At 69.4% G+C, this 22,736-nt stretch carries 22 protein-coding genes and 1 riboswitch; of the genes, 13 read left to right on the forward strand and 9 right to left on the reverse strand.

What is annotated here, in order from left to right; translation table 11 throughout:
- Nucleotides 1-31 precede the first annotated feature (31 nt).
- A complete protein-coding gene (locus AMYAL_RS0128090; protein WP_020634604.1) occupies nt 32-1,216 on the forward strand; it encodes a cation:proton antiporter in 1,185 nt (394 codons plus the stop codon).
- A 77-nt stretch (nt 1,217-1,293) separates the two neighbouring features.
- On the opposite strand, the gene AMYAL_RS0128095 is transcribed toward AMYAL_RS0128090, so the two are convergent.
- Nucleotides 1,294-1,608 (reverse strand): hypothetical protein, encoded by a 315-nt coding sequence (locus AMYAL_RS0128095; RefSeq protein WP_020634605.1) that lies wholly within the window; start codon nt 1,606-1,608, stop codon nt 1,294-1,296.
- Nucleotides 1,609-2,001: 393 nt separating this feature from the next.
- Here AMYAL_RS0128095 and AMYAL_RS50440 point away from each other — a divergent pair, with 393 nt between their 5' ends.
- The 3 genes from AMYAL_RS50440 to AMYAL_RS0128110 all read left to right on the forward strand — a co-directional run bounded on the left by AMYAL_RS50440 (nt 2,002) and on the right by AMYAL_RS0128110 (nt 4,970).
- On the forward strand, nt 2,002-2,397 hold the full coding sequence (locus tag AMYAL_RS50440; RefSeq protein ID WP_245193093.1) for a tetratricopeptide repeat protein: 396 nt from the start codon (nt 2,002-2,004) through the stop codon (nt 2,395-2,397).
- A 127-nt stretch (nt 2,398-2,524) separates the two neighbouring features.
- A complete protein-coding gene (locus AMYAL_RS0128105) occupies nt 2,525-3,508 on the forward strand; it encodes a LysR family transcriptional regulator (protein WP_020634607.1) in 984 nt (327 codons plus the stop codon).
- Nucleotides 3,509-3,641: 133 nt separating this feature from the next.
- A complete protein-coding gene (locus AMYAL_RS0128110; protein WP_020634608.1) occupies nt 3,642-4,970 on the forward strand; it encodes an alpha-lytic protease prodomain-containing protein in 1,329 nt (442 codons plus the stop codon).
- 90 nt (nt 4,971-5,060) lie between these two features.
- Here the strand turns inward: AMYAL_RS0128110 and AMYAL_RS0128115 are convergent, their stop codons facing one another.
- A complete protein-coding gene (locus tag AMYAL_RS0128115; RefSeq protein ID WP_039795806.1) occupies nt 5,061-5,375 on the reverse strand; it encodes a DMT family transporter in 315 nt (104 codons plus the stop codon).
- An 11-nt stretch (nt 5,376-5,386) separates the two neighbouring features.
- Nucleotides 5,387-5,455, reverse strand: a riboswitch (guanidine-III (ykkC-III) riboswitch).
- Nucleotides 5,456-5,532: 77 nt separating this feature from the next.
- The gene (locus AMYAL_RS0128120; protein ID WP_020634610.1) at nt 5,533-6,747 is read right to left on the reverse strand and encodes an MFS transporter; all 1,215 of its coding nucleotides are present in this window, start codon (nt 6,745-6,747) and stop codon (nt 5,533-5,535) included.
- 83 nt (nt 6,748-6,830) lie between these two features.
- On the opposite strand from AMYAL_RS0128120, the gene AMYAL_RS0128125 reads away from it, so the two are divergent.
- Complete coding sequence (locus AMYAL_RS0128125) at nt 6,831-7,733, forward strand: LysR family transcriptional regulator (RefSeq protein WP_020634611.1); 903 nt, start codon at nt 6,831-6,833, stop codon at nt 7,731-7,733.
- Nucleotides 7,734-7,735: 2 nt separating this feature from the next.
- Here AMYAL_RS0128125 and AMYAL_RS0128130 read toward each other — a convergent pair whose 3' ends face one another.
- On the reverse strand, nt 7,736-8,317 hold the full coding sequence (locus AMYAL_RS0128130) for a TetR/AcrR family transcriptional regulator (protein ID WP_020634612.1): 582 nt from the start codon (nt 8,315-8,317) through the stop codon (nt 7,736-7,738).
- Between the two features lie 59 nt (nt 8,318-8,376).
- Between AMYAL_RS0128130 and AMYAL_RS49370 the strand changes: the two genes are divergently transcribed.
- Nucleotides 8,377-8,922, forward strand: a complete 546-nt coding sequence (locus tag AMYAL_RS49370) for an SRPBCC family protein (protein WP_157358218.1) — start codon at nt 8,377-8,379, stop codon at nt 8,920-8,922.
- On the opposite strand, the gene mptB is transcribed toward AMYAL_RS49370, so the two are convergent.
- Nucleotides 8,826-10,265: a polyprenol phosphomannose-dependent alpha 1,6 mannosyltransferase MptB gene (gene mptB, locus AMYAL_RS0128140; RefSeq protein WP_020634614.1), complete on the reverse strand. Its 1,440-nt coding sequence runs from the start codon at nt 10,263-10,265 to the stop codon at nt 8,826-8,828. The two genes, AMYAL_RS49370 and mptB, sit on opposite strands and share 97 nt — an antisense overlap.
- Nucleotides 10,266-10,377: 112 nt before the next feature.
- On the opposite strand from mptB, the gene AMYAL_RS0128145 reads away from it, so the two are divergent.
- Together AMYAL_RS0128145 and AMYAL_RS0128150 are read left to right on the forward strand one after the other, a co-directional pair.
- Nucleotides 10,378-11,013 (forward strand): DUF4230 domain-containing protein, encoded by a 636-nt coding sequence (locus AMYAL_RS0128145; RefSeq protein WP_026467520.1) that lies wholly within the window; start codon nt 10,378-10,380, stop codon nt 11,011-11,013.
- A gap of 97 nt (nt 11,014-11,110) precedes the next feature.
- Complete coding sequence (locus tag AMYAL_RS0128150) at nt 11,111-11,632, forward strand: SRPBCC family protein (protein WP_020634616.1); 522 nt, start codon at nt 11,111-11,113, stop codon at nt 11,630-11,632.
- Between the two features lie 137 nt (nt 11,633-11,769).
- Here the strand turns inward: AMYAL_RS0128150 and AMYAL_RS0128155 are convergent, their stop codons facing one another.
- Nucleotides 11,770-12,972 carry a sigma-54-dependent transcriptional regulator family protein gene (locus AMYAL_RS0128155; RefSeq protein ID WP_020634617.1) on the reverse strand — a complete coding sequence of 401 codons (1,203 nt, stop codon included), beginning with the start codon at nt 12,970-12,972 and terminating at the stop codon, nt 11,770-11,772.
- Nucleotides 12,973-13,130: 158 nt separating this feature from the next.
- On the opposite strand from AMYAL_RS0128155, the gene AMYAL_RS0128160 reads away from it, so the two are divergent.
- Nucleotides 13,131-14,948 carry a flavin-containing monooxygenase gene (locus AMYAL_RS0128160; RefSeq protein ID WP_020634618.1) on the forward strand — a complete coding sequence of 606 codons (1,818 nt, stop codon included), beginning with the start codon at nt 13,131-13,133 and terminating at the stop codon, nt 14,946-14,948.
- Between the two features lie 44 nt (nt 14,949-14,992).
- Here AMYAL_RS0128160 and AMYAL_RS0128165 read toward each other — a convergent pair whose 3' ends face one another.
- Nucleotides 14,993-15,982, reverse strand: a complete 990-nt coding sequence (locus tag AMYAL_RS0128165; RefSeq protein WP_020634619.1) for a helix-turn-helix transcriptional regulator — start codon at nt 15,980-15,982, stop codon at nt 14,993-14,995.
- Between the two features lie 92 nt (nt 15,983-16,074).
- Here AMYAL_RS0128165 and AMYAL_RS0128170 point away from each other — a divergent pair, with 92 nt between their 5' ends.
- The 4 genes from AMYAL_RS0128170 (at nt 16,075) to AMYAL_RS0128185 (ending at nt 21,520) form a co-directional block, all read left to right on the forward strand.
- Nucleotides 16,075-16,638: a DinB family protein gene (locus AMYAL_RS0128170; protein ID WP_020634620.1), complete on the forward strand. Its 564-nt coding sequence runs from the start codon at nt 16,075-16,077 to the stop codon at nt 16,636-16,638.
- A 284-nt stretch (nt 16,639-16,922) separates the two neighbouring features.
- A complete protein-coding gene (locus tag AMYAL_RS0128175; protein ID WP_020634621.1) occupies nt 16,923-18,959 on the forward strand; it encodes an acyltransferase family protein in 2,037 nt (678 codons plus the stop codon).
- A gap of 117 nt (nt 18,960-19,076) precedes the next feature.
- Nucleotides 19,077-19,832, forward strand: a complete 756-nt coding sequence (locus tag AMYAL_RS0128180) for a carbon-nitrogen hydrolase family protein (protein ID WP_020634622.1) — start codon at nt 19,077-19,079, stop codon at nt 19,830-19,832.
- Nucleotides 19,829-21,520: a flavin monoamine oxidase family protein gene (locus AMYAL_RS0128185; protein ID WP_020634623.1), complete on the forward strand. Its 1,692-nt coding sequence runs from the start codon at nt 19,829-19,831 to the stop codon at nt 21,518-21,520. Before AMYAL_RS0128180 ends, AMYAL_RS0128185 begins: the two co-directional genes overlap by 4 nt.
- Here the strand turns inward: AMYAL_RS0128185 and AMYAL_RS0128190 are convergent.
- On the reverse strand, nt 21,484-21,996 hold the full coding sequence (locus AMYAL_RS0128190) for a VanZ family protein (protein WP_020634624.1): 513 nt from the start codon (nt 21,994-21,996) through the stop codon (nt 21,484-21,486). The two genes, AMYAL_RS0128185 and AMYAL_RS0128190, sit on opposite strands and share 37 nt — an antisense overlap.
- 28 nt (nt 21,997-22,024) lie before the next feature.
- On the reverse strand, nt 22,025-22,570 hold the full coding sequence (locus tag AMYAL_RS0128195; protein ID WP_020634625.1) for a cysteine hydrolase family protein: 546 nt from the start codon (nt 22,568-22,570) through the stop codon (nt 22,025-22,027).
- Nucleotides 22,571-22,736 lie beyond the last annotated feature (166 nt).

Below are 22,736 nucleotides of genomic sequence, written 5' to 3' on the forward strand. Positions count from 1 at the left end.
GGGAGTCCACCGGGAACGAGGGGCGGGGTAGATGATCCAGAGCGTGCTCGTCGGCGCGGTGGTCGTGCTGGCTTGGACGATGACGGCGGCACGGCTGGAACGGTGGCAGATCACCGCGCCGATGGCGATGGTCGCGGCGGGGCTGGCGATCGGGTTCAGCACCCGCAACGATCTCGGCAACGGGCTCAACACCGAGATCGCGCTCAACGCGGCGGAACTGATCCTCGCGCTGCTGCTGTTCGTCGACGCCACCGCGGTCAAGGGCGGCTATCTCGGCCACGACGCCAAGACCGCGGTGCGGCTGCTGCTGATCGCGCTGCCGCTGACGATCCTGATCGTCATGGGTGTCGGCCTGCTGGTGCTGCCGGGCCTCGGCTGGGTGGCGGTGCTGCTGATCGCCTGCATCATCGCGCCCACCGACTTCGCCCCGGCGACATCGGTGGTGCACGACGTCCGGGTGCCCGAACGCGTGCGGCACCTGCTGAACGTCGAAAGCGGGTACAACGACGGCGTCGTCGCACCGGTGTTCATCTTCGCGCTCACCCTGGCGGGGAGCAAACACCAGGCGAACACGCCGGGTGAGGCGCTGCAGGCCGCGATCCCGGCGGCGCTGCTCGCCGTGCTGGCCGGCTCGGTCATCGGCGCGGTGGCCGCGGTGGTGATGAACGTGACCGGCAGGCACGGCTGGTCGACCCGGCACTCGGCGCGGGTCGCGGCCGTCGCGTTGCCGCTGCTGACCTACACCGCCGCCGTCGCGATCGGCGGCAACGGTTTCGTCGCCGCGTTCATCTGCGGTATCGCCTACAAGACCGCCAGGCACCCCGACGAGGACGAACTCGGGCTCGCCGAAGACGTCAGTTCGCTGTGCGGGCTGCTGATGTGGTTCGTCTTCGGCAGCACCGCGGTGCTGGTCCTGTCGTTCGGCCTCACCTGGGGCGTGGTGATCGTCAGCGTCGTCGCGCTCACCGTGGCCCGGCTGATCCCGGTGCTGCTCACCTTGCTGCGCACGGACTTCCGGTGGCGGGACCGGATGACCATCGGCCTGCTGGCGCCGCGCGGCGCGGCGTCGATCGTGTTCGGGCTGCTGGCCTACAACTCCCTCGACGGGGACGCGGCGGACATCGCGCTGAGCGTCATGGCGGTGACCGTGCTGGCGAGCGTCGCCGCGCACGGGATCGGGGCTTCGGCCTTCCTGAACCGCAAAGCGAAAACCTAGTTCCCTTGTCCGTGAAGGACTCCTTGAGGGACTCAGAGTCCCTCAAGGAGTCCTTCACGGACTTGCCACCCGGACACTCAGGTGTCCATCACCTTCCGGATCGCCGCTTCGAGTTCTTTCACGTTCCTGGAATTCATGCCGCCGTAGGTGAAGGTGTTCAAGTCCACCTTGTCGGCGTACATGGGCACGTCTTCGACGATCGTCTTGGGGGCGCCGGGTACTTCGAAGATGAGCCTTCCCGGTTTGAACGCCGTCGGCGGGATGTTCTTGATACCGCTGATCTTCTCGACGCTGAACGTGTGCTTCCGGTTGCTGAGCCCCTTGACGGCCGCCTTGATCGTGACCGTCCGGCCGCTGAAACTGATGGACCGCCTTCTCGCGTGGATGTGCACGAACCCTCCCCTGGGTGCGAAAAAGGCACTTTATGAGAGTGGAAACGACGCGGACGAGTGCCGTTCCCGAACCGTTACCGCCCGTGACGGTGAGCGTCGGACCGCCGACATCCGGTGGTCGTACGACGTGGCCGTCCGGCCCGGCCGGACGTGGTTTTCCTGTTGGCGGGACGTCAGCACCGTGTCACCGCCGAGCTGCTCGGCCGGACGGTCCGCGCCGGGTGGCCGGACGCGGTACTGGCCGACGCCGCCGGACTCGGGTGGCTGCCACTGGCTGTCGAACAAGCCAGGGCCTGTCTCGATCACCCCCGACGCCGGAACGATCGAAGTCTTCCAAGCCGTCCTGCGATCCCACGACGGCCATCGTGCTCGCGGCACGGGGGAGCAACGGTTGTGAACGGCTCTACCGACGATCCCTTCACCCTGCGCGCTCGGAACACCGAGGCGTCCGCTTACCAGGGTGCCGGTGACCTGACCAGGGCGATCACGTTGTTCGAGGCCTCCGTGGAAGACGGCGAGCGCGTGCTGGGTCCTGATCACCCTGACATGCTGAACTCACGGAACGATCTGGCCTGCGCCCGCGGCGTCGCGGGTGATCTGCCGCTCGCGATCCGCCTGCGCGACCGGCCGACCGGCGAAGCGGGCCGGCGTTCACAGTGGAATCGTAGTACCGGATACAGATCAGGCCTTGCGATATCCGGTGATCCGCGACTACGCGATCACTTCGTCCGCCCACGTCGAGAATCGACCGGATGTCCTGCGCTGTCCCGGTCCTCGAGTGGCCGATGAGGAGTCCCACCGCACGCCGGTCCCGAGATCGCTGACATCGTTGGCAACCACGAACAAAGACGATACGAAGCCATTTGGCTCAATTGTTTGCCTGGTCCAGTCCAGTTATGTCTACTAACGTAGAGGGATGGAGCTGGAACTGCGCCACTTGCGCATCATGTGCGCGATCGCTGAACTCGGGAGTATCACGAAGGCGGCGAACACGCTCGGAATGGCGCAGCCTGCACTGACAGCGCAACTGAAACGCATCGAACGGACGCTCGGCGGGAAGCTCTTCCTCCGGGATCACACGGGTACCAGGCCGACCGCGCTCGGCCTCCTTGTCCTCGACCGGGCAAAGATGGTGCTCCCCGCCGTGTCGTCGCTGCATGACGAGGCCGCGCGCCTCGCCCAGCACGCCGGCACCGGCGAGCCGATGACCCTGCGGCTCGGTTCCGCGACGGGACCGATGCTCGGGGCACTCCTGCAACGCCTCGGCACCACCCATCCCGACATCCACGTCGCGACGCATACGTCGTGGTCGTCCAACAAACTCGCGGACATGACCCTCGAGGGCGCGCTTGACTTCGCCTTCGTCGGTGTGTGCGGTGACGCCGGTCCGCCGCCGGAGCCCGGTCTCCGCTGGCGGACGCTCGCACATCATCCGGTGTTCGTGCTGATGTCGGCGCGTGACGAGCGCGCGCAGCAGAACGAGGTCGAACTCGGTGAACTGGCGGAGGAAAGATGGTGCGCGACGCCGGGGGACGGCTGTTTCGGCGACTGTTTCGCGTCCGCGTGCGCCCGGTCGGGATTCACGCCGCGTTCGCTGTACGAGACCGACGTGCTGACCTGTATCGAGATGGTCGAATCGGGGCACGCGGTGGTGCTGTGCCAGCCGCTGTTCCATGAGATCCCCGGTATCGTCGCCGTCCCGATCGCCGGGAATCCGTTGAGCTGGCGGAATCTCGTCGGCTGGTCCGAACGGGGGGAGATGGGGCCCTTCGCCGCGGAGATGATCGCCCTGTCCCGCGCGGTGTACGGCGAACTGATCGACCGGCGGCCGACCTACTCGAAGTATCTCGAGTTGAACCCTGGTTACGGCGTGGACTACACGGATGCCGGAGTGCGCTGACCTGCGCGGAAGTTGTCGAAAGGTCCAGTCCACTTGGTGGATATGACCTAAATGGTATGTACCTTTTGTAGCAGGCGCCTCGTACCGTCTGGACGAGATCTTCTTCCGGAACGTCGCTGAGGGAACGCCTGAAATGAACCGAAAGATCGTAGCGGCCGCCGCGGCGGCCCTGACCGGCGCGGGCCTGGTCACGGCCGTCGCGCTGACGCCGAGCGCCAGCGCCGGGCAGACCGTCACGGCCGCAGACCAGGTCCAGTCGGAGATCGTCGCGGCCCTGTCGCGCGACCTGAAGATCAGCCCGGAGCAGGCCAGGTCCCGCCTCGCGGAAGAGCAGAAGGCGGCGCTCGCCGACAGTGCTCTCAAGACCCGGCTCGGTCCGTCCTACGCCGGATCGTGGCTGGACGCGGCCGGGACCAACCTGACCGTCGCGGTCACCGACGCGGCGCTGGAGGGCACCGTCCGTGCGGCAGGCGCGACCCCGAAGACCGTCGCGCGGAGTGCCGCCCAGCTCGACGCGGCGAAGCGGTCGTTGGACGCCAAGGGAACCAGCGCGCCGAAGAACGTGCCGGGCTGGTACGTCGACACCACCACCAACTCGATCGTCGTGCTGGCCCACGCCGGTGGCGAGGCCGCCGCGAAGTCGTGGGCGACCGCGTCCGGGGTGCGCGCCGACGCGGTGCGGGTCGAAACCAGCACCGAAAGCCCGGTCCCGCTGATCGACGTCATCGGCGGGAACGCCTACACCTTCGGTTCGGGCCGGTGCTCGATCGGCTTCTCGGTCGAGGGCGGCTTCGTGACCGCCGGGCACTGCGGCACCACCGGCACGCGGACCTCGAACCCGAGCGGGACCGTCGCGGGCTCCACCTTCCCCGGCAACGACTACGCGTGGGTCCGGGTCGACGCGGGCAACACCCCGCAGCCGCTGGTGAACCGCTACCCCGGCACCGTGCCGGTGGCGGGTTCGCAGGAGGCCGCGATCGGCGCCTCGGTCTGCCGTTCCGGTTCCACCACGGGCTGGCACTGCGGCACCATCCAGCAGAAGAACGCCTCGGTGAGCTACCCGCAGGGCACCGTCACCGGCCTCACCCGGACCAACGCCTGCGCCGAACCGGGTGACTCCGGCGGCTCGTGGCTCGCGGGTGACCAGGCCCAGGGCGTCACCTCCGGCGGTTCCGGCAACTGCACCTCGGGCGGCACGTTCTACTTCCAGCCGGTCTCGGTGATCCTGAGCGTCTACGGCCTGCGGCTGGTGACTTCGGGTTCGAACCCGCCGAGCAGCACCACCACGACGCCGACCAACACGACGTCGAACCCGCCCACCGGAACCTGGGCGGCCGGTACCACCTACGCCGCGGGTGCGACGGTCACCTACAACGGCGTTTCCTACCGCGCCCTCCAGGGGCACACCGCACAGGCAGGTTGGGAGCCGCCGAACGTCCCCGCGCTTTGGGCGCGCGCCTGACCGCCTAGCCGTCCGGGCCACACGCAGGGGTGAGCCCGGACCGACCGCCCCCGACGTCGTCCGTGCGTCGGGGGCGGTCCCCTTTCCGGCTCAGTGCAGGACTTTCAGGCCCACCACGCAGGCGACGATTCCCACGATCAGCAGGATTCTGGCCAGTGAAACGGTTTCCGCACCGGACCACATGCCGTAGGCGACGGTGAGCGAGGCGCCGATCCCGACCCAGACCGCGTAGGCGGTGCCGACCGGGAGATCCTTCATCGCGTAGGCGAGACCCGCCATGCTCGCCACCAGCGTCACGCCGAAGATCACCGACGGTACGGGCCGGGAGAATCCTTCGGACTTGCCGAGGGCGGTGGCCCACACGGCTTCCAGAACACCCGAAACAACAAGGACAAGCCACGACATGACGCGCTCCCAGAGTGCCGTCTTGTCGCTGGCCGGGTACGGCACCCACTCGTCCGGGGACCTCGATCAGGAGGTTCCACGACCAGGATCGCACACTTTCCTTGCGGGTGCCCGCGGGTTGACGAGGATCACCACCGGGACCGGCCACTGTGGACGGTCAGCCGGTCAGCACCTTCGGCGCGGACCAGGCGAGCAAACCCAGTTCCAGTACGGAGAACCCGATCAGCGCCCACGCGCTCGGCAGCCAGATCAGCGAAATGCCGACGAGCAGGATGGGCAATACCAGTCCGGCGTAGGCGGCGAGGAACAGTGCCGCGAGCACCTCGCCGCGCACCGGTGGCTCGGCGAGGGCGGCGACGGTGGCCACCGAGGCGCGGAAACCGAGCCCGACCCCGGCGCCCGCCACGATCCCACCCGCGAGGAAGAGCCACAGCTGCGACGCCGTCACCGCGACCGGCAACGCCACCAGCCCGGTCACCATCAGCGCGAGGCCGAGCCGCAGCTGGGTCCGCCTCGCCAGACCAGTGAAGACCACCTGCGCCCCGGCCGCCGCGACGAACACCGAGAACGACGCGAGACCGGCCAGCATCCGGGAGCTTTCGTGCATGCCCTGCGCCAGCAACGTCGGTGTCAGCGCCATGAACAGCCCCGTGATCGCGAAGGCCGCGAACGCGCCGATCGCCGCGCCGAAGAAAGCGGGTCGTGCGCTCGACGGCAGCGAGACGCGTTGTGGCCGGTAAGCGGGCCGCTCTTCGGCGCGTTCCACCGTTTCCGGCACCAGCGCGACCGCGATGGCCGAGGCGAGCAGCAGCACCAGGAAGAACACGAACGGCGTGGTGAGCGGCTCGGCCGAGTAGCTCGCGAAGATGCCGCCGAACAAGGGGCCGAGCGATAGCCCGCCCATGTTGACCACCGTCGCGATCAGCCCGGCCCGGCCGTGGTCCTCGCGCGGCCGGGCGACGGCGCGCAGCTCGGACAGGTGCGCGGTGGCGGTCGCGGTCAGCGCGCCGATCCCCGCGCCGCCGACGAGCCTGGCCAGGATCAGTCCCGGAACGTCAGGCCAGACCAGGAAGAGCGTCGCGGAAAGCGCCTGGACCAGGGTCGCGGCGAGGATCACCCGCCGTCGCCCCAGCCAGTCGCTGACGTGACCGGCGAGGTACAGGCTGCCCATCACGCCGACCGCGTACGCCGCGAACACGATGGTCACGACGTAGGTCGGGAAGCCGTCACGCTGCTGGTAGAGCACGTAGAGGGGAGTGGGGACGGTGGAGAAGGCCAGTGAGGCGGCGTAGGCGGCCGCGATGACCCAGAAGCCTCGGCCGTGACTGATCCGCCCGAGCGCGGGACGGGGGAGAGTGGCGCTGTTCAGCATGTCTCCACTGTGCGTCCGCGGATCATCCAAGTCCAACGAACAATACTGGTCACAGTTATCCGAAACTGCGATAATTCACGGTCGTGGAGACCCGTCAGCTCGAATGTTTCGTCGCCGTCGCCGAGGAACTCAGTTTCACCCGTGCCGCTCGACGGCTGTACGCGGTCCAGTCCACCGTGTCGGCGACGATCCAGGCCCTCGAAGGCGAGCTGGGTGTCAAGCTGTTCGACCGGTCGACGAGGCGGGTCGCGCTTTCCGCGGCGGGCACGGTGTTCCTGCCCGAGGCCAAGGCCGCGCTGGAAGCCGTCGACAGGGCGCGCGAGGTGGTCGCCGACGCCTCCGCCGGCCTGCGCGGCAGTCTCCGCGTCGGCACCTTGACCAGCGTCGGGGACCTCGACCTGCCCGATCTGCTCGGCGCCTTCCACCGGCGGTATCCGCTGGTGGAACTGCAGGTCACGGTGTCGATCGCCGGATCGACCGGACTGGCGGAGGACCTGCGTCAGGGCAGGCTCGACATCGCCCTGCTCGGGCTGCCCGAATCCGATCTCGCCGGGCTCGACACCAAGCTGGTCGGCTCGGCGCCGTTCGTCGTCGTGCTGCCCGAGGGCCACCGGCTCCGTGACCGGCGGTCGCTGACCTTGGCGGATCTCGCGGGCGAGTCGTTCGTGGACAATCCGCGCGGCTTCGGAAACCGGGTCGCGCTGGACCGTGCCTTCGAGGCGATCGGGACCCCGCGGCGCGTCGTCGTCGAGGTCGCCGACCTGCGCGCGGTGCCCGCTTATGTGGCCGCGGGGCTCGGCATCGCCGTCGTGCCCGATCTCCGGCTGCTCTCCGGGGTGCGGACCATCCCGCTCGACGAACCCGGCCTCGCCTGGCCGCTGACCATCGCCACCAGGGGAGGGCGGCCGCCCGGCCGGGCCGTCCGCCTGCTGCTCGACCTGATCGACGGCGGCGAGTTCTCCATCGCGATCCCGGTCCGGTCCTGAGTTCAGCCGGACAGCAGTGTGCGGGTCGTCCTCGCGACCAGGTCGACGGTGCGTGGCGGCGGTGCCTCGCCCCGATCGAGGTGTCGCCTGACCGCGGCGTAAGGGAGGTCCACGAGGGCCAGCATCAGCTCGTCGGTGCTCCGGCCGGTCAGCGGACGCAGCCGTCGGACGACCTTGGTGATCGCCGCGTCCAGACGGTGATTGGCGTCTTCGGCGCGGGCGCGGTCTTCGGCGCTCCAGTCGTCGACGCCCAGCACGCGATCGCCCCCGTAGAGCAGTTTCCCCTCGGCGGGATGGGCGCGGCACCAGCGGACGACCTGGGCGGCGGCTTCTACGGCGGCCTCCGTGACCGGTTCCCGTTCGAGGGCTTCGAGGTAGCCCTGCTGGAAGCGGGTCAGGGTGCGGAACCAGACGGCGGCGAGCAGGGCCGGGCGGCCGGGGAAGCGATGGTAGATCGATCCGCTTGGCGCGCCGACCTCGCGGGCGACGGCCGACATGGTCACCCCGGCGGCTCCTTCGGTGGCGAAGATCCGTACGGCGGCGTCGAGGAAGTCGTCGGCGGTGTGCCGCGGTGGCCGTCCCATTTTCAGAGACTATCCTCTACTATGGTTTTAGTGGAAGGTCTCTAGAACTGGGAGGCGCGATGCGCGTGTGGAACAGGCATTCCCGGATCGTCGACGTGACGCAAGAGCGCGTGGGCGAGCTGATCGACACACTGTCCACTGACGACGACAGGCTTTGGCCCGTCGGCGCGTGGCCGCCGATGCGGTTCGACCGGCCGCTCGGTGCCGGAGCCGACGGCGGGCACGGGCCGGTGCGGTATCGCGTCGAGTCCTACGAAACCGGGAAGTCCGTGAGGTTCCGGTTCACCGCGCCCCGCGGCTTCGACGGGTTCCACGAGTTCACGACGCGGGCGACGGAAACCGAGGAGACCGAGCTCGTGCACCTCATGGTGCTGAAGCTCCGGAATCCCGCTTGGCTCACGTACCCGCTGCTGTGGCGGCCGATGCACGACGCCTTGCTGGAGGACTGCCTGGACCGTGCCGAGCGTGAACTCACCGGCACGGTCCGGGCACCCGCTCGCTGGAGCCCTTACGTCCGGCTCTTGCGGAACCTGATCTCCGGCAACAGATTCCGCCGCTTCAGGAAGAACAGGGTGCCGCCGATGAGCACGACGGCGATCAGGTAACCCAGCGCGAGTGACACGGCGCCGCCGTTCGCGGGCGGGAGCAGAACGCCGAACAGCGCGCTGATCCCGGCGAGGATCCACCGGCCGCGGTCGGTCGTCAGGCTCACGGCGAGCAGGGCGACCGCCCACAGCAGGTACCAAGGCTGCACGACCGGACCGAGCACCAGCATCGCGGCGAAGGTGAGCCCCGCGCCGTAGAGCGGGTGCATCTTTTCCCGGTAGGTGAGCCACAAAAGCCTCGCCCCGACGGCGAGGCCGAGGATCGCGCCGACGAGCGAGAACAGCTTGATCGCGCCGTCGGTGAGATCCGCTTCGAAGATCTTGCCCACCCCGCCGACGAGGAAGCCGAGTTCGTTGGTGGGCGCCATCCAGCTGTGCACCTGGCCCGAAACCCCGGAGAGTACGCGGATCCAGCCGAACCCGAGCCCGCTGCCGAGCGAGATCGCCACGGTGACCGCCGCGAATCCGGCGGGCAGCCCGAGCGCCACCGCGACCCGGCCTGACGACGTCGCTCGGCGGAACAGGTCGACGCCGACGAACAGCAGGCCCGCGACGGCCACGATCTTGACGTTCGCGCCCGTGCTCACCGCGACCACGCCCGCCGCGATCAGCGCGGGCCGGGCGGCGCCGGTCTTCGCCGCGCCCATGAGGACGAGTTCCAGCCCGGCCACCATCAGCCCGACCATGAGCCCGTCGTTGTGCACGCCCGCCACGATGTGCCACAGCACCAGCGGGTTGAGCAGGGCCAGCCACAAGGCGATCGACGGCGAGACCCCGGCGCGGCGGGCGAGCCGGGGGAGCGCCCACGCCATCAGCGCGATACCGGCCAGCCCCAGCAGGCGGTGCAGCAGCAGGGTCGGGACGAAGCCGTCGCCCGCGATGTGGGCGATCGTGCGGGCCAGCGCGACGAACGCCGGACCGTACGGCGCGGGGGTGTCCCGCCAGTAGTGGCTGACCGCGAGCGTCACCGGCGAGTCGGCGCCGAGCGCCTCCGCAGGTCCCACGAGATAGGTGTCGAACCCCTTGGCCGCTATCAGGCCCTGCGCCAGATAGCTGTTGATGTCACCGCTGAACAGCGGGCGCGCGAGAAGCAGCGGCGCGCACCAGGAGGCCGCGATCCAGTGCAGCCGCCGTTCGGGCAGCCAGGCGGCGAGCCGTCCGATGCCCAGCCAGGACAGCGCCAGCGTGGCCATGCCGGTGACCCCGAGCGCCACCACCAGCACCGAGGGCAGGCCGATCCCGGAGGTGACCAGCACCAGCACGGCGATTCCGAGGAAACCCGACCAGTGCAGCACCGAGATGTTCAGCCCGGTCTTCTCCGGCGCGGGCAAGACGTTCTGCATGCGGCCAAACTACTCCAAGTGCGGAATCCGGTTCCGCCGATCGTCCGAGAAACCGGTTCCGGCGCTTCGGGACGACGTCCGCCGGGTACTCCCTGCACTGGAGAGGCGGGTGGTGGGCGTGAAGAAACGCTGGGTGCGCCTCGGGGCGTTCGCCCTGGCCGGAATCCTGATCGTCGGCGCGGCACTGCAGCTCACCGGGCTGCTGCCGAAGCTCGACCCGTTCGGAACGTCCACTGTGGACCGTTCGCAGCCCGCGGTGCTCCAGGCGGTCCGCGATCTGAGCCAGTACCACGCGGCGGCAGGCGACTACCAGGTCGTCGTCGACATCGAGAAGGACGTCAAGTGGGTGCCGTCGAGCATCGCCGGGGAACGGACCCTGTTCGTGGCGGCGGGCTCTGTCGACGCGTACGTCGACTTCGGACCGCTGGTGGAGAATTCCCTCACCGTCTCGGAAGACCGGCGGTCGGTCGAAGTGCGGCTGCCCGAACCCAAGCTGGCGAAACCCGCTTTGGACAACGAGCGCAGCTACGTCTTCGGCCAGGAGCGTGGTCTGCTCGACAGGCTTTCGGCGCTGGTGTCCGCGCAGGACCAGCGGGAGTTCTACGTCGCCGCCGAGAAGCGGATCGCCGAAGCCGCGCAGCACTCCGGACTGATCGAACGGGCAAGGGCGAACACCAAGGCGATGCTGACCGGGCTGTTGCGGGCACTGGGCTTCGAGGTCACTTTTCCTGCCGAACCGACGACCTGACCCACCGGGATTTATGCGAAAGTGCGCCCTTCTCGCGACCGGTCTTGACCGGCCGCCCTCGTGCTGGTGCGCTGACGAGGCCGACCGGGAGGGCGCGATGGTGACCAAGCCGAGAGACAAGCTGACCTACAGCGAACCGATCGCGACCGGCGAGGTCACGATCGACGCAGCGCCCGACAAGGTGTACCGGCTCGTCAGCGATCCTGTCGCGATGGCGGAGTGCACCGAGGAACTGCGCAAGGCCCGCTGGATCCGCGGCGCGACCGAGGCACGCGTCGGGAACTGGTTCGCGGGCAGCAACCGCAACGGCCTGCGGCGCTGGGTGACCCACGCCGAGATCGTCGAGGCCGAGGCGGGACGCCGGTTCGCCTACCGGGTGCGCACCCCGTTCTTCGTCCCGATTTCCCGCTGGGAGTACGACATCAAGCCCGACGGCGACGGCAGCCGCGTCACCGTCACGAACTGGCTCCGGGTGCCGCGGTGGTTCATCCCGATGGCCATCTTCATCACCGGTGAACCCGATCGCGCCGGGATCAACCAGGCCAATATCGCGGCCACCTTGCTGCGGGTGAAGGCCAGGCTCGAAGGTCGGGAGTGGCGCCGCGAGCCCCGCGTCTAGTGAGGGGTAAGGCAACCGCGTCGTGTTCGGCTGCTCGTGCGTCTTGAGGTGTCGCGAAAGCCACTTTCGGGACGTCTGGTGTCCCGAAAGTGGCTTTCGCGACACCTGGTGCTGAGGGAGCGTGCTGGGGCGGACGCTCAGCCGCCGACTTCAAGTCCTTTATGGACAGATAGATCGACGCCCGCGGCCAGCCGGTACGGCCGGGTGTCCACGATGGCGCCGAGCAGCCGTCGCAGCCGGGAGACCTCGGCGCGGACGGTGACGAGGTGTTCGGCGTCGCCGTAGAGCGCCCGGCTGAGCGCTTCCGCCGAAAGCCCGGCCGGGCCGGCCGTGCGGAGCTGCACCAGGATCCCGGCGTGCCGGGGTGTCACGGTGCGCACCCAGCCGACGTCGCCCGACCGCATCCGCAGCAGTGGCGCGTGCCCGAGTTCGAGGTCCAGCCGGACCCGGCGCGCGGTGTCGGCCGGGCGCACGAGCCAGCCTTCGGTCAGCCGCTCGGGCAGGCAGGCGCCCAATCCAGGAACGGCGAGGATCCGGCCCTCCACGGGGGCGGCGATCCGCGCTCCGGGCACGATGCCGGCGGAATGGGCCACCCAGCCGTCGTCGTCCACCAGCAGCGCCGGGCCTCCTGCGCCCGCCACCACCGGTTCGGCGGTTCGGCGCAGCCTGTCCAGGCCCTGCTGGTGATGCCGCCAGAGTTCGGATTCGGCCAGCCGTCGCCCGGTCTCCACCAGCGCGCCGATCGCCGGGTGCAGGGTCAGCGCGGGCCCGCTGACGTCGATCACCCCGAGCAGGTCGCCGGTGCGCGGATCGTGCACCGGCGACGCCGTGCAGTACCAGGGATGCTGGCCCTGTTCGAAATGCTCCCCGGCGAGCAGTTCCACCGGCGCGGCCTCGGCGAGCGCGGTGCCGATCGCGTTGGTGCCGACCCTGGTCTCGGTCCAGTCGGCGCCTTCGGTGAAGCCCAGGGTGTCGGCGCGGCGCTTGACCGAGGGCGAGCCCGCCCGCCAGAGGATGACGCCCTCGGCGTCGGTCACCACCAGCAGCATGTTCGCCGTGTCGGACGTCGTCCCGAGCACCTGCCCAAGGACTTCGACGACATGCCGCAGTGGCGAGGCGCGGCGACGGCGGGCGACCTCGTCGAGCGAAACGGAATCGCGGGTGTTCACGCCGTCGGCGGCGAGCCCCAGGCTCAGCGCGCGTGACCACGACCGCGACACCAGCGGCCGGGGCCGGACGCGCGGGCGGCCGCCGCCGATCACGGCTTCGTGCATCCGGACCAGGTCGCGGGCGTGCATCGGCAGGTCGGCGCCGGGCGGGACCGAGCTGTTCACGCCCACGGGTCACCTCCGCACCATCGCGTCGACGGATCAGCATAGGTCGGCCGGACCGAGTGCGCCATGGAGCCGTGCTGCAACACGCTGCAACCCTTGCCGCTCCGCCCGCCCGCGGCGTGTGATCGGGGTAACAGCCGAAACGCCGAGGTTTGGGAGTGGCCATGACACAGACGGTGGACCGGATCGAGGCGACGGGCTCGCCGCAGGCTCGGGTCGATGCCTGGCTGAGCCGGTTCGAAGCGGCCCTCGTCACCTGTGACGCCGAAGCCGCCGCCGCGCTCTTCGCCGTCGACAGTTACTGGCGGGACCTGGTCGCGTTCACCTGGACGATCAAGACGGTCGAAGGTCGCGACGGGATCGCCGGCCTGCTCGGCGCCTGTCTCGACCGGATCGAGCCGTCGGGCTTCCGTACCACCGAGACGCCGACTGAAGCCGACGGCGTGACCGAAGCGTGGCTGGAGTTCGAAACCGCGACGGGGCGCGCGAAAGGCCACTTGCGGCTGAAGGACGAGGGCGCCTGGACGCTGCTGACGAGCCTGCGCGAGCTGAAGGGCTTCGAGGATCGGCGCAACGAACAGCGGTCGAAAGGTGTCGAGCACGGCGTCGTGCGCGGCCGGAAGTCCTGGGCCGAGAAGCGCGAGGAGGAACAGACCCGGCTCGGGTACGAGGTGCAGCCGTACGTCGTCGTCATCGGCGGCGGGCAGGGCGGTATCGCGCTCGGAGCCAGGCTGCGGCAGCTCGACGTGCCGGCGCTCGTCCTGGAACGCAACGAACGGCCGGGCGATTCGTGGCGCAAGCGGTACAAGAACCTGTGCCTGCACGACCCGGTCTGGTACGACCACCTGCCCTATCTGCCGTTCCCGGACAACTGGCCGGTGTTCGCGCCCAAGGACAAGATCGCCGACTGGCTGGAGATGTACACGCGGCTCATGGAGGTGCCGTACTGGACCAGCACCGAGGTGACCTCCGCGTCCTGGGACGAGGAGAAACAGCAGTGGCTGGTGACCGTCGTGCGCGAGGGCGAGGAGCTGGCGCTCACGCCGCGGCACGTGGTGTTCGCAACCGGGATGTCGGGCAAGCCGTATCTCCCGTCGTTCACGGGGATGGACGACTTCGAGGGCGATCAGCACCATTCGTCACAGCACCCCGGCCCGGACGCCTACACGGGCAAGAAGGCCGTCGTGGTCGGCTCCAACAACTCCGCGCACGACATCTGCGCCGCGCTGTGGGAACACGGCGCCGACGTCACCATGGTGCAGCGGTCCTCGACGCATATCGTCAAGTCGGATTCCCTGATGGACCTGGGGCTCGGCGATCTGTATTCGGAACGCGCGGTCCAGGCGGGGATCACCACCGACAAGGCGGACATGATCTTCGCGTCGATCCCGTACCGGATCATGCCGCAGTTCCAGATCCCGGTGTACGACGCGATCCGCGAGCGGGACAAGGACTTCTACGCGCGGCTGGAGGCGGCGGGGTTCCGGCACGACTGGGGCGATGACGGATCCGGCCTGTTCCTGAAGTACCTGCGCCGCGGATCGGGCTACTACATCGACGTCGGCGCGTCGGAACTGGTGGCCGACGGGAAGATCAACCTGGCCCACGGCCAGGTCGACCACCTGACCCGTGACGCGGTCGTGCTGTCCGACGGCACGGAACTCGAGGCGGACGTCGTCGTCTACGCCACCGGCTACGGCTCGATGAACGGCTGGGTCGCCGACCTCGTCGGTCAGGAGACCGCGGACCTGGTCGGCAAGTGCTGGGGCCTCGGCTCGGACACGACGAAGGACCCCGGCCCGTGGGAAGGGGAGCAGCGCAACATGTGGAAGCCCACCCGGCAGGAGGGGCTGTGGTTCCACGGCGGGAACCTGCACCAGTCCCGGCACTACTCGCTTTACCTCGCACTACAGCTGAAAGCGCGCTACGAGGGCATCCCGACGCCGGTGTTCGGCCTGCAGGAGGTGCACCACAAGTCGTGAGCGGATGACGGTGCCGAGAGTCTCGAGCGCCACGCACGGGACGCTCAACGTCTCGAGCGTGGCGCTCGGGACCTCGTCCGTGGCCCTGCCGCCTTCGCGTATCGGCGGGCCAGGACGGCGAAGGCTTCCTTCAGCTCAGCGGGCCCGACGACCTCGACGTCCGCGTCGAACCGCCCGATACTCGCCGCCAGCCCGGCCCACGACCACGAACCCAGCACCAGACGGCACCGATCCGGCCCGGCCTCTTCGACGACACCGTCCCGGACGTAATGGGCCACCGCCGCGGCGGGAAGGTCGAGGATCACCTCGCCCCGGCACGGCCATTCGCCGGTTCCGGACGAGCCCTGGAACCGGCTCGCGACGAAGGTGGCGACATCGGGGGCGGGCAGGTCACGCGGGGTGAAGCGCGGACCGGCCGGGGTGCGCGGGGTGATCCGGTCGGCCCGGAAGGTGCGCCAGTCCGCGCGGTCCAGGTCCCAGGCGACGAGGTACCAGCGTCCGTGCCAGGTGACGAGATGATGCGGTTCCGCACGGCGCGGTGTCGCCGCTCCCGCGTAGTCGAACCGCAGGATCTCGCGGGCGTGCACGGCCGCTCCGAGCGCCAGCAGGACTTCGCCGTCCACGCGGGGGTCCGACCGGCTCGCGGGGGACTCGACGGCGGTCACCCGCAGGGTGTCGATCCGGCGCCGCAGCCGCGAGGGCATCACCTGCCGGACGGTGTGCAGCGCCCGCATCGCCGCTTCTTCGATCCCCGCGCCACTGGTGGTGGCGATCTGGAGCGCGACGGCCAGCGCGACCGCCTGATCGTCGTCGAACAGCAGCGGCGGCAGTTCGGATCCCGCGTCGAGCCGGTACCCGCCGTCGGGACCTTTGACGGTCGCGATGGGGTAGCCGAGCTCGCGAAGCCTGTCGACGTCGCGCCGCACGGTGCGCGGACTGATGTCGAGCCGCTCGGCCAGCAGCGCTCCCGGCCAGTCGCGGCGGGCCTGCAGCAACGAGAGCATCGACAGCAGACGTGCGGAAGTCTTCGGCATGTTTTCCATGATGCCGCCAGTAGCGGCCACACCCTGTCCTCTACTCCTGCGAGAGTTGTCGTGTGCCAGAAAACGACAACCCGGAGGGCCCGATGACCGCCACCAACCTCGACGCCGAACACGCCGACCTGCTCGAAGCCCTCGACACCGTCCGCGCCACGCTGACCGCCACGGTCAAGGGGCTCACGGACGAACAGCTCGACGAGCACCCGACGGTCAGCGAGCTGAGCCTCGGCGGCCTGATCAAACACGTCGCCTCGATCGAGGAGATGTGGCTGCGCTTCGCGGTCGAAGGCCCGTCCGCGATGGCCTACGACCTGCCGGAAGGCGTCACCTGGGCCGACCTCGGCGCTGGGACCGCCCGCGAGTACCCGCAGTGGGCGATCGACCACCAGAACAACTTCCGGATGCTGCCCGGCGACACCCTGGCGTCGATCCTCGAGCGCTACGAACAGGTGGCCACGCGAACGAAGGAGATCGTCTCGTCGATCCCCGACCTGTCCGCGGCGCATCCGCTGCCGGACGCGCCGTGGAACCCGCCGGGCGCGGTGCGCAGCGTGCGCCGGGTGCTGACGCACGTCATCGCCGAGACCGCGCAGCACGCCGGTCACGCCGACATCCTGCGCGAGAGCATCGACGGCCAGAAGTCGACCTGACCCGCACGACTCCCCGTGACTCGCGTGATCAGAGACGGAACTCGCGTGATCAGACGGCGAACTCACGTGACCGGTGGGACGACACACGTGACTGGGCGGACGGCGCGCGTGATCAGACGGACGACACGCGTAGGACTCGGCCGTCGCCGAGTGTCGTCCGTCTGATCACGCGTGATCGGTGTCGCGCCACCGGCGAGTCATCCGATCATCCGAACTAAGCTCGTTCACAGCTTCCTGCCGTAGGGTCCCCGCCCGTCGGTGCCCGGTGATCATGGTGGTGGTGTGTGCGGGAGACGGAGCGGCGGTTTCGCCCGGAGATCCAGGGGCTGCGGGCGCTGGCGTGTGTGCTGGTGGTCGTCTACCACGTGTGGCTCGGCCGGATCTCCGGCGGCGTCGACGCGTTCTTCCTGATCTCCGGGTTCCTCGTCACCGGCCAGCTCTACCGCGCGGCGTCGCGCGGGAAGATCGAGTACCGGCCGATGTGGGGCCGGATGATCAAACGGCTGTTCCCCGCCGCGCTCACGGTGTTGCTGCTGGTCATTGCGGCGAGCACGGTGCTGCTGCCGCAGAACCGCTGGTTCCAGACGATCAAGGAGGTCGTCGCCTCCGCGCTCTACCTGGAGAACTGGCAGCTGGCGGCGGATTCCACCGACTACTTCGCGCAGCACAACTCGGCCAGCGTGGTCCAGCACTTCTGGTCGCTGTCGATCCAGGGTCAGTTCTACGTGGTCTGGCCGCTGCTGGTCGGGCTGGTGCTGCTGATCGCCAAGAAGGCGGGGCGGAACGTCCTTCCGCTGCTGCTCACGACCCTGGGCATGGTGTTCGCGGCTTCGCTGGCCTACTCGGTGTGGCTCACCGCGGTCGACCAGCCGCTGGCGTACTTCGATTCGCTGACCAGGGCCTGGGAGTTCGCGCTCGGCGGTCTGCTCGCCTTGGTCCTCGACCGTGTCCGGGTCGCCCGGCCCGCGCGGGTCGTGTTCGGCTGGGCTGGGGTCGCGGGGCTCGTTTCCTGCGGGCTGGTGCTCCAGGTCGGGACGGTCTTCCCCGGCTACCTCGCGCTGTGGCCGACGCTTTCGGCCGCGCTGGTGATCCTCGCCGGCGACACCGGGTTCAAGGGTGGCGCGGACCGCTTCCTGTCCAGCCGCCCGCTCAAGTACCTGGGTGACCTGAGCTATGCGCTCTACCTCTGGCACTGGCCGGTCCTGGTGTTCTACCTCGTCGCCCGTGACCGGGTAGAGGTCGGCCTCCGCGGCGGCGCGGTGATCATCGCGCTCGCCTTCGTCCTCGCGGTGCTGACCCACCACCTGGTCGAAAAACCGATCCGCGCGTCCGAGATCGGAGCCCGGACCCGGTGGGGCGCCTACCGATTCGGCGTCGCGACACTCGCTGCCGTGCTCGCCGCGACGGGTGCCTGGCAGTGGGTGAGCGTGAGCCAGGCGGACACCTATTCGATCGCGGTCGACGACCCCGACCACCCCGGCGCGCTCGCCCACACCGAAGGCTTCAAGTACTGGGGCGCCGCCGACGCCGCTCTCGTCCCGTCGTTCGTCGCCGTGTCCGAAGACTGGGCGGGCATCGACCCGGCCCGCTGCGGGGTGTCCCCGCGCAACGCCGATCTCGAGGTCTGCACCTCGGAGACCTCGGGGCATCCCACCCGCCGGATCGTGGTCACCGGAGACTCGCACGCGGGGCAGTTCCTCGGCGCCCTGCTGCCGATCGCCGAACAGCGGAACTGGGAGGTGACCTCGATCCTCCGCGGCGGCTGCCCGTTCTCCACCGACTCCGACGCCGTGCCGGGTGACCAGGCCTGTATCGACTGGAACTCCGCCGTGGTGGACGAGATCGTCACGACCCGGCCCGACGCGGTGATGACGATCGGCACCAGGGACGTGCGAACCGGTGTCGAGGAGCGGGTTCCCGGCGGCTACGTCGCCCAGTGGCGCAAGGTCGACGAGGCGGGGATCCCGGTGCTGGCCGTGCGGGACAACCCGCGCTTCGGCCAGTCGCCGTCGGCTTGCGTGGAGAGCCGCGGCGCGGAGGCGCCTGAGTGCGCCACCCCGCGCTACGACCTCTACGCGGAGGAGCCGCCGTACGAGACGCTGTCGGATCTGCCGCCGAATGTGCGGTTCATCGACTTCAGCGACTACTTCTGCACGGCCGAGGTCTGCCCGCCGGTGATCGGCAACGTGCTCGTCTACCTCGACGACAACCACGTCAGCGGTACCTACATGTCGACGATGTCGGCCATCGCGGAGAAGGCCATCACCGAGGCGCTCGGCTGGGCTGACGACCAGGCGGAGGAGTCCCCGCCCGGCGGGTGACCAAGACAACAAATCGCCGCAGAATTGCGCCGAACCGCATCAGGTCAATGGTCTGCCAACGTCATACGCAATGATTCGCCCTTTTCTGCGCATCAAAACGGTAGATATCGTCGTGGCGTGAAGATCGCCGTTCATCAGGGCTCCTACGCCGAGCTGCCGTCCGCCGTCGCGGTGTCGGGCGCCGACCTCGTGGTCGCCGCCGAGATGATCACCACCGGCTACCACATCGGCGCCGGGTCCCATGAGCTCGCCGAACCGGCCGACGGCCCGACGGCGGCCCGGATGTCCGCGCTGGCAAGGGAAACCGGCACCGCGCTGGCCTATGGCTACCCCGAGTCCGACGGCGGCCGGGTGTACAACGCCGTCCAGCTGATCGGCCCGGACGGACGCCGTCTGGCGAACTACCGCAAGACCCATCTGTTCGGCGACATCGACCGCGACTGGTTCGAGCCGGGCGCCGAGGCGGTCGTGCAGGCCGAGCTCGACGGCCTCCGGATCGGCCTGCTGATCTGCTACGACGTCGAGTTCCCCGAACTGGTGCGGGCCCACGCGCTGGCTGGCACCGAACTGCTCGTGGTGCCGACCGCGCTGATGAGCCCGTACGAACTGGTCGCCGACACGCTGGTGCCCGCCCGCGCCTACGAAAGCCAGCTCTTCGTCGCGTACGCGAACCGCTGCGACACCGAACAGGACCTGACCTACTGCGGGCGATCCTGCGTCGTCGCCCCGACCGGCGAGATGCTCGCCCGCGCGGGCGCCGGTCCGGAGCTGATCAGCGCCGACGTCACCCGCGACGCGCTCGTCGCGTCACGACTGGAGAACACCCACCTGGCCGACCGACGGCCCGATCTGTACCGAGGACTTTCCGCATGACCTCCGCCCTCCCGACCGCGATCCACCACGACGAACCGGCAGGCCGCCCGATCACCATGTTCGGGCCCGACTTCCCGTTCGCCTACGACGACTTCCTCGCCCACCCGGCCGGTCTCGGCTCGCTCCCCGCCGACCGGCACGGCACCGAGGTGGCGGTGATCGGCGGCGGCCTCTCGGGCATCGTCACCGCGTACGAGCTGATGAAACTCGGCCTCCGCCCGGTGGTCTACGAGATCGCCGAGATCGGCGGCCGCCTGCGCACGGTCACCTTCCCGGGCTGCCCGGACGACCTCGTCGCGGAGATGGGCGCGATGCGCTTCCCGCCGGCGTCGACCGCGCTCTTCCACTACATCGACAAGGTCGGCCTGGAGACCACGCCGTTCCCGAACCCGCTGGCGCCGGGAACCTCGAGCACCGTCGTCGATCTCAAGGGGGAGAGCCACTACGCGCGTTCGGCGGACGAACTCCCCGCGGACTTCGGCAAGGTCGCGGCCGCCTGGGACAGCACGCTGGCCGAGCAGGCCGCGTTCACCGAGATGCAGAAGGCGATCCGCGAGCGCGACACGAAGACGATCAAGCGGCTGTGGAACGAACTCGTGCCACGCCTGGACGACCAGACGTTCTACGGCTTCCTCTGCCAGTCACCCGCGTTCGCCTCCTTCCGCGACCGCGAAATCTTCGGGCAGGTCGGCTTCGGCACCGGCGGCTGGGACACCGACTTCCCGAACTCCATCCTGGAGATCCTGCGGGTGGTCTACACCGGCGCCGACGACGAGCACCGCAGCATCACCGGCGGCAGCAGGCAGCTTCCGCTGCGGCTGTGGGACCACGCGCCCGAGGACATCGCGTACTGGCAGGCGGGGACGAGTTTGAGCTCGCTGCACGGCGGAAGCCCGAACCCCGGCGTCGCCCGGCTGCACCGCACCGCGCCGGGCAACATCACCGTGACCGACACCGAAGGCCGCATCCGCACCTACCCGGCGGCGGTGTTCACCGCGCAGAGCTGGATGCTGCTGTCGAAGATCGAATGCGACGAGGCGCTGTTCCCGATCGACCACTGGACGGCGATCGAGCGCACGCACTACATGGAGTCGTCGAAGGTCTTCGTCCCGGTGGACCGGCCGTTCTGGCTGGACAAGGACCCCGAGACCGGCCGCGACACGATGAGCATGACGCTGACCGATCGCATGCCGCGCGGCACCTACCTGCTCGGCGACGATCCGGACGCGCCCGCGGTGATCTGCCTGTCCTACACGTGGGCCGACGATTCGCTGAAGTGGCTGCCGCTCTCGGCGTCCGAGCGGGTCGAGGTGATGCTCCAGTCGCTGAAGGAGATCTATCCGGGCGTCGACGTCCGGCGGCACATCATCGGCGACCCGGTAACCGTGTCCTGGGAGGCCGAACCGCATTTCATGGGCGCGTTCAAGGCGAACCTGCCCGGCCACTACCGCTACCAGCACCGGCTGTTCACGCATTTCAAGCAGGACAGGCTGGAGGAACGCCACCGCGGTCTCTTCCTCGCCGGTGACGACGTTTCGTGGACGGCGGGCTGGGCCGAAGGCGCCGTCCAGACGGCGCTCAACGCGGTGTGGGGCGTCCTGCACCACTTCGGTGGCGAGACGGATCCGGCGAACCCTGGTCCGGGCGACGTCTACGACGACATCGCGCCGGTCGAACTGCCCGACTGAGCGCGGCGGTTCACCAGCCACACCGTTCCCGCCGCGAGAAGGACGCCGAGGACGGCGCCGATGGTGTTCATCAGCCAGTCGTTGGTGTCGCAGGCACGGCCGATCGCGGGCACGAACGCCTGCAGGGCCTCGACCACGACGGACAGCCCCGAGCCCGCCGCGAGCATCGTCAGCGGGCGCCGGGAGGCCAGCGCGGCGAAGTAGACCGGCGGCAGGAACAGCGCGATGTTGGCCAGGAGTTCCACGGCACCGAGCGTGGGCAGCCAGAACTGGACCGTGCACCCGACCTCGTCGATCGTGCGGCCGGTGGGCACCAGCGTCAGCGCGAAGACCAGGACCAGCGACACCCCGGCGAGGGCCCACAGGATCCGGCGCCTGCCCGCGAACAGCAGGCCGAGGCCGGCGCAGACGAGCGCGACCAGCAGGATCGCGACCGGCACCAGGGCGGAGTGGTCGAGCAGGAAGTTCGTGATCATGGCGGGCTGATCCTATGATCACGCCCGCTCAGGCGGTGAACTCGACCTTCGCCGCCGGCACCACGCGCAGCCGCCCGCCGGGATGGATCGCGGTGGCCAGGAGCAGGTTGTGCCGGGCGATGACCTGTTCGGCGGTCAGTCCCACGGTGGGATCGCCGTCGGACGAGGGCGCGTGGCCGTCGGCGACCAGCACGACGTCCAGACCGTGGCTCTGCGCGGACCGCGCGGTCGCGTCGACGCAGTAGTCGGTAGCCAGCCCGGTGAGCACCACCGTGTCCGCCCCGCGGTCGACGAGCAGGCCCGCCAAGCCGGTGCGGTGGAAGGAATCCGTCGCGGTCTTGTCGACCACCACGTCGGCCGGTTCGAGGCCGAGCAGCGGGCTGAGCCGGGTGCCCGGTGACGCGGGATCGAAGTCGGTGCCGGGCGCGCCGATCTGCCGCAGCGCGATCACCGGAACGCCCAGCTCACGGGCTTTCCGAGCCAGTGTGGCGATCCGGGCCGCCAGTTCCTCGCCGCGCCAGACCAGCGGAACGAGCATCTCCTGCATGTCGACGATCAGCAGCGCGGCTCTCATGTGCGTCAGCCTAGGCCAGCGGAAAGCCGGCACGTGGCCTCGTCGGGAAGCGTTGCGAAGGCCACTTTCGCAACACCGGGTGCCGCCGGACAGCGTCGGTACAGCGGGTCGTGAGTGGCGATTCGGATCAGAGCCAAGCGTGTCTCGGTACCTGCGGTCTCGCGTG

Origin of the sequence: Amycolatopsis alba DSM 44262 (assembly GCF_000384215.1) — a bacterium.
Lineage (GTDB): Bacteria > Actinomycetota > Actinomycetes > Mycobacteriales > Pseudonocardiaceae > Amycolatopsis > Amycolatopsis alba.